General features: G+C 44.2%; 10 protein-coding genes. 7 read left to right on the top strand and 3 right to left on the bottom strand.

The features are described from left to right. Nucleotides 1-42: 42 nt before the first annotated feature. On the bottom strand, nt 43-402 hold the full coding sequence (locus NDI42_RS04605; protein WP_242017778.1) for a phosphomannose isomerase type II C-terminal cupin domain: 360 nt from the start codon (nt 400-402) through the stop codon (nt 43-45). Nucleotides 403-766: 364 nt separating this feature from the next. On the opposite strand from NDI42_RS04605, the gene NDI42_RS04600 reads away from it, so the two are divergent. Next, the gene (locus NDI42_RS04600) at nt 767-985 is read left to right on the top strand and encodes a hypothetical protein (protein WP_190458291.1); all 219 of its coding nucleotides are present in this window, start codon (nt 767-769) and stop codon (nt 983-985) included. Nucleotides 986-1,137: 152 nt separating this feature from the next. Here NDI42_RS04600 and NDI42_RS04595 read toward each other — a convergent pair whose 3' ends face one another. Beyond that, entirely contained in the window at nt 1,138-1,683 is a 546-nt protein-coding gene (locus NDI42_RS04595; protein WP_488656607.1) for a DUF7733 domain-containing protein, read from the bottom strand. Nucleotides 1,684-1,767: 84 nt separating this feature from the next. On the opposite strand from NDI42_RS04595, the gene NDI42_RS04590 reads away from it, so the two are divergent. The 4 genes from NDI42_RS04590 to NDI42_RS04575 all read left to right on the top strand — a co-directional run bounded on the left by NDI42_RS04590 (nt 1,768) and on the right by NDI42_RS04575 (nt 8,422). Continuing rightward, nucleotides 1,768-2,001 carry a Nif11-like leader peptide family natural product precursor gene (locus tag NDI42_RS04590; protein ID WP_190418028.1) on the top strand — a complete coding sequence of 78 codons (234 nt, stop codon included), beginning with the start codon at nt 1,768-1,770 and terminating at the stop codon, nt 1,999-2,001. A gap of 769 nt (nt 2,002-2,770) precedes the next feature. After that, nucleotides 2,771-4,852, top strand: a complete 2,082-nt coding sequence (locus NDI42_RS04585; protein ID WP_190458288.1) for a dynamin family protein — start codon at nt 2,771-2,773, stop codon at nt 4,850-4,852. 67 nt (nt 4,853-4,919) lie between these two features. Then, entirely contained in the window at nt 4,920-6,584 is a 1,665-nt protein-coding gene (locus NDI42_RS04580) for a dynamin family protein (protein ID WP_190458286.1), read from the top strand. Between the two features lie 194 nt (nt 6,585-6,778). After that, on the top strand, nt 6,779-8,422 hold the full coding sequence (locus NDI42_RS04575) for an alpha/beta hydrolase (protein WP_190458284.1): 1,644 nt from the start codon (nt 6,779-6,781) through the stop codon (nt 8,420-8,422). 168 nt (nt 8,423-8,590) lie between these two features. Here the strand turns inward: NDI42_RS04575 and NDI42_RS04570 are convergent, their stop codons facing one another. Then, nucleotides 8,591-10,147: a hypothetical protein gene (locus NDI42_RS04570; protein WP_190458282.1), complete on the bottom strand. Its 1,557-nt coding sequence runs from the start codon at nt 10,145-10,147 to the stop codon at nt 8,591-8,593. Between the two features lie 719 nt (nt 10,148-10,866). Between NDI42_RS04570 and NDI42_RS04565 the strand changes: the two genes are divergently transcribed. Further along, entirely contained in the window at nt 10,867-11,538 is a 672-nt protein-coding gene (locus NDI42_RS04565; RefSeq protein ID WP_199311338.1) for a general stress protein, read from the top strand. Nucleotides 11,539-11,679: 141 nt separating this feature from the next. Further along, entirely contained in the window at nt 11,680-12,246 is a 567-nt protein-coding gene (locus tag NDI42_RS04560) for a DUF1269 domain-containing protein (RefSeq protein ID WP_190458280.1), read from the top strand. Nucleotides 12,247-12,265 lie beyond the last annotated feature (19 nt).

The raw sequence follows: 12,265 nt of genomic DNA, 5'->3' as shown, positions 1-12,265 counted from the left end.
TACTCTCCCAGCCCCCAATCCCTAGTCCCCAGTCCCTAGTCCCTAGCTTTCCGGATCTTCTGGGAATCGAGTGATGTCATCTTCTCCCAGATATTCCCCATTTTGGACTTCAATCATCAGTAGAGGAATTACCCCAGGATTTTCTACCCTGTGAGGTGTAGACATAGGTACGTAAGTTGACTGTTTTTGAACTAAGGTAGTCTCCTTACCATCACATATCACTTTGGCAGTGCCAGACACAACGATCCAGTGTTCGCTGCGGTGATAGTGCATTTGGGTACTAATATGATGACCTGGGTTGAGTTCAATACGATTAATTCGGTAGCGCGGCCCTTCTTCTAAAACTGTAACTTTCCCCCAAGGTCGTATCCGTGTCGTAGAAGTGTCTTCCGGCAAAGGCATAGTTGAAGCTTGCCCTTCATTTTGGTTGCTATTCATCACCTGTCTCCCAAGGTTGACATTTCAATTTTGCCGCATTTTTTAAACTACCTAAAGACTTATTATTAAGCGAGTGATTCGTCCCACGATAGCTTCACCTTAATTCTGGCGGATTTAAGCAATCGATTAGTCAATTAAGATTGCTACATCAGGCTTCTGTCCCAAAACGTGACTTATATCACTGATGAGCAAGCATTACATCACCTTTATCCGAAGCTTGCGATCGCTTTCTGGCCCAGAGTATTGTCACATTTAAACGAAGTTTTTAATCACCTAAAAAAATATATAAAAGCTTCATATTATAAGTATCGAGTTCTCTGACCAAATCATGCAAGTTCAAGTCTGTCCTCTAGAGTTTGCGATCGCTGAACTATTTGCCCAAGTCAGCCACTCTGGTAGCATTACCCTCGCTGACCGATATGGAATGATGGCTGCACTATTGCAAGATTCCCCCAACGAAGAAGATATAAGATCCATCGACCGGCTGCTTTACGCTGTACGCAAGAACCGCGTCAAGCTTGTGGATGAAATCTCTGCTATGTCATAAACACTGCTGCTGATTCACCGATAATACTAATTGCTGATAATTGCTTCTATTGCCTTGCAGCAGAGTTATTTAAAAAAAACAAAATTTATATCCCTCGATAGTTTAGCCATAATTTTCTGAATATTATTTCCCTCTCCCAAAACCGCTACAATTTATCCATCCTCAGGCTGTAATTCCCAACGAAGCAGCCGGGGAATTTGCGATAAATGTACCCCATAATTAAAAATCCAAAGGACAATTTCTACCAGTAACAATCTCTGCACCCATATTGTCCCGCTCTCAAGGCTCAAAAGCATCAATCCACTATACAGTTGCCAAACGCGATAAGGCAGATATAAACAAGGAATCATCACCCACACGCAGGATTGAAACCGTTTTGACGTCACGCTTTCAGATAAGATTTGTAACGCCAGCATGACAAGGTAGGGAATGAGCGCTAACAACACACTCTCGTGATTCCACCACACACCCCAAACAACTATCGCCAGTACCGGAAACAGCACCCCCACCACCAGCACAACAGATAACCACGCTTTAAACCAAGTCGGTAATGGTTGCGGAATACTGAACGGCTTTGCCTGTCTCCACACCCAGCCCATAAACACCAGAAAAGACGTGGAGATTATCACAAAAAGGCTATTTTCTATAAAAATATTCACGATAGTAGATGCTGTCATATGTAAAATTGAGCTAAGAATATAATTTCAGCACTACTATAGCGTATGAAATTGCGACGCTAGATGAGGTCGAAAAAGACACAGTACCAGAAGGAGATTCTAAAGATGTCCAAAGAAAGTGCCAGCCAATTATTGGAAGCTGCTACCCGCAATGCAGATTTACGCAAACAGTTCCAAGCCGTAGCCAATCCAGATGAGTTCGTAAAAGTTGCTAGCGAATTGGGTTATCCCTTAACCACGGATGAACTCAAGGAAGTTGTTAAAGAACATAGTGAAGGTGTCACATTGAGAAGACAAACAGGCATTTGGCCTTGGCTGCGAAGCGTTCGCTGGATTTAGTCGCTGCATAGGGTGAGTAATAAAAACGCAAAAGGCAAAAGAAATTGTTGTTTTCTTTTGCCTTTGTGTTGCTAATCCTACAAAATTATGCTTTGAGCGTACAACGCCAGGGATTTAAAGCGGGGCGTTGTAATATTCTATATGTAAGCCGGAGAAGGCGATCGCTTATTTATTTTTTACCTGATGTGTGTGCCAGAATACATCACGCGCCTGTAAATCCTATGTACTCCCTACGCAAATGTACTAGGACTACTTGTTTGGATAAAATTTTTCTACATTGATCTAGCCAGAGTTGAGACTCTGAGGTTAAGGTATAGGGAATTTTGCTATTTTGCGTAGGCTGGGATGGAGGATGCGAAACCCAACCTACAATAGTGCTTTTATGCCAACAATTACATCATCTTAGACAGCACAAACACTGATGAATTATCCAGACGATAACAACGAACTTCGAGGGCGGGAACGAGAACTTCAGGAACAATAACATGCAATTCGGCTTCAGGAGATAGAAGCTGAAATCAATTCCAAAGCGCCGCCACTGCATAAAACTGTTCGACATCAGCCTAAAGATTCGTTAAAAAGTTGGCAAAGAAAACTTGTAATTGCTGGAAAGTTTTTAGTTTTTGCTGTTGCGGCAATTGTCTGCGTTAAAGTAGCTTCGTGGATGGCTGGATTCGTGATAGTGGGATAGTGGGAGAACTGGTTCGGGTTTCATCCAAACTATTCTTCCAATCTGAAAGACCTAACCGTTAGAGAGCAGGGAATAAACATGAATTATACAGTTGAAGCTGATAGCTTTATCAACGACTTGAGTAAAGTCGCTCAAGTGCGTTCCGAGGTTGCTGATTGTCTTGAAAAAATAGCTCAAACTCTAGAAGAAGCAGAAACAGAAGGAAAAGAAAAATCTGGCAAACTTGGCTTAGAGACACAACTAGAAGATATCAATGAGGTTAGTAAAAATTTACGGACTGGTGTATTCCGATTGCTGGTTTTAGGGGATATGAAGCGGGGCAAAAGTACATTCCTCAATGCCCTGATTGGGGAGAACTTGCTACCAAGTGACGTGAATCCCTGTACTGCTATACTTACTGTTTTACGCTATGGGCCGCAGAAGAAAGTAACTGTTTACTTTAATGATGGGAAATCTCCTGAAGAACTTGATTTTCAACACTTTAAGCATAAATACACAATTGATCCAGCAGAAGCTAAGAAATTAGAACAAGATAAAAAGCCAGCCTTTCCTAATATTGACTATGCCGTTGTAGAGTATCCCTTACCTTTATTAGAACAGGGAATTGAAATTGTAGATAGTCCGGGACTAAATGATACAGAAGCACGGAACGAACTGTCTTTAGGGTATATAAATAATTGCCATGCTATTTTGTTTGTACTGAGAGCATCACAACCTTGTACCCTTGGGGAACGCCGCTATCTAGAAAATTATATCAAAGGTCGAGGGTTGAGTGTTTTCTTTCTGATTAATGCTTGGGATCAGGTGCGCGAGGGATTAATCGATCCTGATGATGTGGAAGAATTGCAAGAAGCTGAATGGAAACTGCGACGAGTTTTTAAAGCCAATTTGTCTGATTATTGTCAGGTAGATGGACATGATATTTATGATGAACGAGTGTTTGAAATTTCGGCAATAAAGGCGCTGAGAAGACGGTTAAAAAACTCTTCGGCTTCTCTAGAATCTACGGGGTTTCCTGAGTTCATGGGCGCACTCAACACATTTTTAACTAAGGAGAGAGCGATCGCTCAACTGCGACAAGCTAGAACTCTCGCACGTCAAACCTGCAATCATACGCGAGAAGCGATTGAACGCCGCATCCCCTTACTCGATCAGGATGTCAATCAACTCAAGCAGAGGATTAGTTCAGTTGAACCGGAATTCACCAAACTAAGCCAAATTCGCGATCAGTTTCAGCAAGAAATTCGTTCTACCAGAGATATCCAGGCGAAAGCGATCGCTGACTCTTTCAGTTCCTACGTTCTTAGCTTAGGAGATACATTTGAAACCGACTTTTTGCGCTATCAGCCAGAACTAAACCTATTTGATTTCCTTAATCAAGGTAAACGTGAAGCATTCAACGCCGCCCTACAAAAAGCATTTGAGCAATACATTACTGACAAGTTCGCTGCTTGGACTTTAAGTGCAGAAAAAGACTTAAATGCAGCCTTTGCTCAACTTTCCATAAGTGCTGCCAGCTATGGCGCTTCCTACAGTAAAGTAACAGATCAAATTACTGAGAAGCTGACAGGACAAAAGGTAAAGATTAACGCAAATACCGCGACTGAAGATGATAACTCGCCAACATGGACTAAGTGGGCAATGGGTCTGTTTTCACTCGCACGGGGTAACATAGCGGGCGTAGCAATGGCTGGCGCAGGCTTCGACTGGAAAAACATCCTATTTAACTATGCCGCTGCGATTGGCATTGGTTACGTTGTTAGTGGGGTGACTGGTGTTTTCCTGGGGCCACTTGGTTTGGCGTTGATCGGAATGGGTGTAGGTTTTGTGCAAGCCGATCAAGCTCGTCAACAATTAGTTAAAACTGCCAAAAAAGAATTGGTAAAATATCTGCCTCAAGTGGCGAACGAGCAATGGTTGCCCGTACATGAAGGTGTCAAAGAGTGTTTTGATGCTTATGAACGGGAAGTCATTAAGCGAATAAATGATGACATTGATGCTCGGAAAGCTGAGTTGGATAATTTATTGAAACAAAAAGGAGCTTTTGAAATTAATCGGGACACAGAGTTAAATCGTCTCAAAGGTTTGGAAACTGAGATAAACTCTCAATGGCAAAATATTGAGGCTGTATATCGTAATTTCCTAGCATCCGCAGTTTAACCTCTCGTTCCTGGGCTGCGGCCTGGGAACGAGCAACAAGCATCAGAGTGTAATTGAGTAGAACTGTATGCAAGAGCAGGAAAGTTATCAGAACCTCTTAACATATCTTCGAGCTGCCGTTGGTCTGCTTGATTTTGAGCAAAATTCGCAGTTGCAAAAAGATGTGATTTCTATCTGCGATAATCTGGGAAATTCCAGCTTTAGAATTGCGGTCTTTGGCCCATTTAATTATGGTAAGTCAACTTTGCTGAATGCTCTATTAGGAAAGCGGACTTTACCCATCGATTTGATTCCTACCACAGGTGCAGCCATCACAGTTAAATATGGTTCGGAGTTACACACCCGAATTATGATGTCGGATGGCAGAGAAATTTGTGAGAGCGGAACGGATGTTCTAAAGCAATTTGCCATCCTTGATGATGATAGGCGAATGCGGAGCGATGTGGCTTCGATAGAGGTTTTCTGCCCACATTATTTCTTGAAAAATGGTGTAGAACTATTGGATTTGCCGGGAACAAACGACATGGAAGCGCAGGATACGTTAGTGCGCGACCAACTTTTAACGGCAGATTTGGTTGTACAGGTGCTAGATGCTCGAAAGTTAATGACTTTGGGCGAACGGGAAAATATGAGAGATTGGCTGCTAGATCGCGGTATAAAAACGGTGGTTTTTGTAGTTAATTTCTTGAATTTATTAGAACCGGAAGACCAAAAACAGGTATATAATCGTTTGGTATTTGTAGCAGAAAGTTTTCGTTCAGAGCTACCGAATAATATTAGTAATTTGTACCGTGTTGATGCGCTACCTGCTTTAAGAGCTAGACTAAAAGGAGATGGTGCAGCGGTACAGACTACGGGGCTTCCTATGTTTGAATCAGCCCTACAAAGTATTGTGGAAGTTCAGCAGGGGAAAGTTACTAATCGGTTGCCTCGTGTGGTAGCGATCGCATCTCAAGTAAAACTTGCACTACAATCAAAATCTCAAGCAATAACTAACGAATTGCAAGCAGTTGAAGATAAGCGCAGTGCTAAGCTTAAAATCAAACAAAAGGCGCAACAACTGCTTAAAGAAGGCTTTAAAGCGGATATTGCTAAATTAGATAGTTGGCTGCACTTACCAAAACTCGTAACCCGCTATAAATCTGAAATTATTTCAGCACTTGAAAAAGGCGAATTTCAAACCTGGGAACAAGGAGCATTTAAGAATGCACTCTCAGAACATCAGCAAGCAATTGTCAAATGGGTACATCAAGCTTGCGAGTTTTTCGAGCAACCTCAACCTGCTAATTTATGGTTTTCATTTCCTGAACCTCCAGAAGTAGTTTTACCCAATCAACCAACCACTTCAACTCAGTCGAGTGGTGTTGCTCCGATAGCGCTTACAACCGGATTAGGTTGGCTTTTAGGAGGCCCTGTGGGAGCCGCAGTAGTTGGAGGTGCTACTTATCTTATTAATCAAATGGCACAAGACGGCGAAAACTCAGAATCATCAGCTTCTTATGTAAATCAAGTACAAGAAGTTTATGCTGAGGCTGCGGAAGATTATTTACTCCGCTTCAACATTCAAGCTATAGCAACGCTTCGCCAATACGAAGAAGGCGCAGAAAAAGTTATTAATTGTCAAGTAAAGGAAGAACCATTAAAGCTGACAAATCAGCATCATCAGTTGCAATTGTTAAATGCTTTATTGGATAATCTGAATCAAGAATTAAATCGGGTAGCGCGAAATTAGTTAGCCTGACGACTGTAGGCGCAACCGCACAAACAAAACCTGCCTCCGCAGGCTATAGATATTTTCAGATCGCGCAGCTCCTTTTTGGTTGTGTAGCATCAGGCTAAGGCGGTGTGGGGAGCGCCATCACGTAATTGGCTACAGACTGGTGCCATATTATACTTATTTAAGAGCAGAAATTAGGAAAGACTTTCATGCAACTCCGGTTGAGATGGCTGTTATCAGTTATAAGTTTTATCGGTACTTGCGCTTATAGCATAAGCGGAGAGCTAAATTCTGTACAAGCTGCTCAAACTGTTGTTGTAACTAAAGGCTCCTCTACGGAATCAATAGATATAGCCGATCTGCGAAAGGTTGCGGAAACCGGAAAAGTTCCACCCGATCTTCAACGTTTTGCTCGCCAACTGTCGCCTCAACAACGCAGCCAAATTTTATCAGCGCTACGGGCAAAATTTGACCTGAATGTTGTGGGTGTTAGTAGATTACTTGATACTGAGGTTGGCAGATCGCTGGCTTCAGCTTTGGCTAGTGCGACACAGCGACGGGATAATGTGGGAGTGCTAGATGTGCGATCGGGACTGGTACTGGGAGCTAGAAAACCTGAGGGACTATCTCTGCTGAGCTTTGTCGAAGCTTATCCCCGGCAAACTATATATATTGATTTAGATCGGGCGTTCAGGGTAGTAGGAAACTTTAACACCTCTTTTTGGCAAACTCAGGCGTTTATGGCAGCGATCGCGCCCCAACTGGCTCCTAGGCGTCCCCAGCTAAATTTACCTTTTGACCCCACAAAACCGGGAAGCGCATCCGTGCAGGTGCTGAACTTGAAACTAAATGATACACAGCGCCGCCGGGAAATTCCAGTTGATGTTTACTGGTCTGAAGCTGCGTCTTCTGCCAAACCGATCGTAGTTTTGTCTCACGGTCTGGGTTCAGTTCGCACAGATTTGCGCTACTTGGCAGAACATTTGGCATCATACGGCTATGTGGTAGCGGCTTTAGAACATCCTGGGAGTAACGAAACTCATGTGAGGAATGCACTTAAGGGCAGAAATCCCTTCTTATCTGCACAGGAATTTTTAGATCGCCCCAAGGATATTAGTTTTGTCATCGACGAACTAGAGAAGTTGAACCACAGTCAACTTAAAGGTAAACTGGCACCCGATCGCGTCCTGGTAATTGGCTATTCTCTGGGGGGGTCCACCGCTTTATCTATCGCTGGTGGTGAGTTGCAACTAACTGAGTTAAAACAGCGCTGTAAAGGTAACTTGATTTCCTTCAGTTTGGGGGAAGGTTCTCAGTGTTTTGCCAGAGAGCTTCCGCAAGACCGCTACCAACTGCGAGATCCACGGGTTAAAGCAGCGATCGCACTCAACCCCACTACCTCGCTTTTATTTGGCGAAACTGGTTTGGCATCAGTCGCCGTTCCCACACTTGTTGAAGCTGGTTCCGCCGATAAAACAACTCCAGCTTTAACTGAACAGATTATCGGTTTTGGGAAAATACCATCCCCTAAATGGCTCGTCGGTTTTGTTGGGGGAACCCATCTGAGCGTAAAAGATCCTAGCACTACCCAAGATCAAGCTGGGCAACCGAATACATTTTATACAGGCGGTGAAGTAGTTGGGGAGAAAGCTGTTGATATCCGCAACTACACGAAAGCGATCGCGCTAGCAATGGCAGCACAACTCACAGACGAAGCTGCCAAATACGCGATTTTTCTCACGCCAGAATATGCACAGTTAGCTTCCACAGATGCTTTCCCCATTCGTCTCGTTACGGAGATTCCACCAGAGGCACAAGAAGTAGTTAACGATTTTATTCAGAACCAAAAGTAATATCTTGTTCCTGGGCTGCGGCCAGAAACTTTAGCCAGGGACTCAAGTCCCTGGCTAATAGCTTAAGTCGGTTAAAACCGACTAATTGCCATATCTCTAGTCCGTTTTAACGGACTTTGGCTATTAGCCCGGAACTTTAGTTCTGGGCGGGTCAGGTACTTTTACTCTTCACTGCAAATTGACGTATTTCTCCAAGTCTTCAATTTGAGGATCTGGGAACTGATTCAGCACTCTCCACAAAACCGTATAACTACCATCTGGACGGCGGTTGACGGGACGGAAGGCAACCAGGGCATCGCTGCTGGGTGTTTCTAAAATTTGGTCGAGATAGCGACGTTGCTCTCTGTTAACTGTCCCGCGATTGAGAACAACTTCTGGCACCTGAAACTGAACTAACCGCATTAAATAAGTGTGGTTCAGAACCACTGGCGCGTCGGGAGAAAGGCGATTTATTGCTGATTCCAGCGCTGTCGTTTGTTGCACTGGTTCGCTAACACTAACTTCACCTAGTTTGCCAGTGATGAAGCGTTGCCGATCTACCTGCAAAGCTGCAAGCTCATTAGGGGGACGATAATTTAGGAAAAACTGGCGCGTTTGTGGCGAGAGGGCGCGAACTTTCTTTAGTGTGGGGTCGAGATTTTCTAAAGGCACTTCCCCCAAATCCATGATAAAGCCGTAATCCAGCCCGCGTTGGGCAATCTGGAAGTTGCCATTTTCCAGCTTAACTGCAAATCTGGGAGTAAATTCATCTTCCTGAGAGATGCGCCCAGATGAGCGAGTGGTTGGGGCAATATCACCGCCAATTCCCCGCAGCAAGGGAGGATAGGCGAAACGCTCTGCTACTGTGGGAATCAGCCGATTTTGCATCGGTTGGGAGTTGACGATTCCACTTGGCAACACGCGGGCGATGCCAGTGTTGGGTTGAGAGAGAAAATTTTCGTACTCTTGAGGCTCTTGCTGATCAAGCCCATAGGTGTTGCTTTCCTTGAGTTTTGCTGTTTCGCCTGCATCAATGAAAGAAGTTGCTGAGGGAAAGGAAGCTACTGCTTGGGAGAGTAGCTGTTTGGCAGATGCTAGCGTCGTGGTTGCTTGTTGTGGGGGCGCGATCGCAGGTGCAATCGGGGGCTGATAGCCAGAAATCGGCGTTTTTGCTCTTATCCCCACTAACGGCGGTTCTGGAGCGACGTAACTTGTAGGGGGGGAAGGCAACTTCTGAGGAGGCACTGCCAAAATCGACTGTTGGCTCCTAGATAATGTTAAGGGATTGTTTGGTGTCAGTGTCGCCTGCCGTCTTTCCAGCACTGGGCGTAGCGGCATCAACTGGGCAGTTGATGCATAGAGAGAGCAGTATACCTGCGCCTGTTCTACACTTAAATCGGAGCCTGCTGGTGTTATGCCGCCGTTCGTGCGGGTACACAACAAAGCAGGATTTTGATATTGACTTTTGAGAAAGCGTTCTACTTCTCCTTGGTGGAGAGTTATTTTTCCCTCGGATACAAAAACGCCGTAGGGATCGTCCGATGCGATCGCTCTTTCAATGCGATTAATTAAATTTATCTGATCCTGTACAAGTCGCTGGGCTTCGGGCCAGAAACTTTGAGCTGAAGTTGATCTAAGCGTATTTTGCTTAACTAAATTCGGCGTTTGAATCTCCGAGGCTGTAACAACCCGCCCCGACAGTAAACTCAGGAACGAAGAAACAAAAATTAATAAAAGGTAGCGCATCTGCAATTCCCCACTCCAACGAACTCAAAACGACACTCAAGTAGACCTAATTTATAATTCCCATTTTTGCTACCGAAATTAAAAGAGTGCATCCCCATGCTTGAAAAACACCTGACGGCTAAAATCGCGGCTATATATAGCAATCCTATTTGAGTTGTGAGGTGCCAGTTCTTCAGATCCTCTACTTCTTAAAGAAGTCGGGGATCTCGCCTTCACGAGCCATTTAGGACTGCTCTAGGCATTTTTCTGCATACCTACATCCTAGATAGGCGTGAGCGTATATTTGCACACGCTCGTTGTTTTCCAATTCAACTTCTGCGTTATCAATAAATTTATTATTCAATAATTATAATATTTTTCTTACTCGCCTTTCAAGAATTTTCTGACTATATCCTTATCTAACAGTGGACAATTTACCTAGAGATGCCCTTGCTAAAGCAAGCATTTTTTGTATTAAGACGTTATTTTCTAAGGCTTAATTTATTTAAAGAAACATGACACTGTTCAAGGTCTAAAGGCAACTACCTAAGATAGGAATTTTCTAAGCCTTAAGGAAGATAATATTTTCCTACCTAAGATAGATAAATGTTAACTTTATATCTGAAGATTGATGGCATAAATTTAGATAAATTCCAAAATTCAAGGTGTAAGCAAAAAAAAGTTTGTTCTTGTTCTTAGTGACATAAAGCAAGCTGTTTTAATAGGGAATAGGAGGAATCATGGTAGGACATCATAAGCGTGCTGTAGGTGTATTTTCAAACTACCGCGATGCAGAAGTAGCGCTCACTGAGCTGAAGAACTCTGGCTTTTCTATGGACAGAGTTTCTGTGGTAGCACAGGACGCAAATAAAGGAGGCGACATTGCTGGAGCTGATGTAAGCAATAAGGTAGGCAATAAAGCCGACGAAGCCGCAACAACAGGCGCTGTTACAGGCGGTGCTTTGGGCGGTTTGACTGGCTTATTAGTAGGTTTAGGTGCCTTAGCAATTCCTGGCATCGGGCCGGTGATGTTAGCAGGAGCTACAGCCACCACCATAGCCACAACCCTGTCGGGAACAGCCATTGGTGCAGCAGCGGGTGGTCTATTAGGCGCTTTGATTGGTTTGGGAATTCCTGAAGAGCGAGCCAAAGTTTACAACGATCGCGTATCCAGAGGACATTATTTAGTATTGGTGGACGGCGATGATAATGATATTCGTCGTGCTGAAGCGATTTTGAGCCATCGGGGAATTGAAGAGTGGGGTATTTATGATGCTCCTGGCACTACTGGTACCACCCATAATACAACTGTTGCCGATCCCAGCCGCACGTATTCGACTCCAGTCGTTGATCCGACACCTAGCACAGATGCTCCAGTTCAAATTATTGACCGTCGCGAACAGACCCTATAAACGAATGGGTTGCAGCTGCGAGCAAAACTAGAGACTGAGGAGACAGGGAAAGTTAGAAGTTAAGAGGCGAGGAGTTATTAATTCAAAACTCATTACTCCTAACTTGTCCCTGTCCCCAATTAGCGGGAGGAAATAAGAATCGTGCTTACTCAGCAAAAACGCGCATTTGGTGTTTTCTCAGACATTCAGAATGCAGAAGGCGCTATTGAGGAAATGAAAGCCGCTGGCTTTCCGATGAATCAAGTTTCTACCATCAGCAAAGAGCCACAGCAAGTGTCGCCGCCACCGGAAAATAAGGCCCAAGAGGGAACAAACATTGGCGCGATCGCAGGTGGTGCAGTTGGGGGTACGGTCGGTTTAGCTATTGGGTTAGGCACGTTGGCAGCTATTCCCGGTGTCGGCGCGATCGCATTAATCGGAGCAGCAGCAACAGCTTTGGCAACTACATTAACCAGTGGTGTAATCGGTGCTACAGCAGGTAGCTTATTGGGTGGATTAATCGGCTACGGTATTCCGGAAGAACAAGCCGCAATTTACGAGCATCGCATCCATAGCGGTGAATACTTTGTGATGGTAGAAGGCACAGAAGCCGAGGTGCGTCAAGCGGAAGCTATCCTCAGCCGTTGGAATGTTCAAGAATTAAGAATTTACGACGCCGCAACACCGCTACCGCCAGCTATAACTAACAGAATAGAAAGACCACTTTAAACAAGGCAATCCTGTAAAA

Origin of the sequence: Funiculus sociatus GB2-C1 (genome assembly GCF_039962115.1) — a bacterium.
GTDB lineage: Bacteria > Cyanobacteriota > Cyanobacteriia > Cyanobacteriales > FACHB-T130 > Funiculus > Funiculus sociatus.
This window is presented reverse-complemented; position numbering and strand designations above follow the sequence as displayed.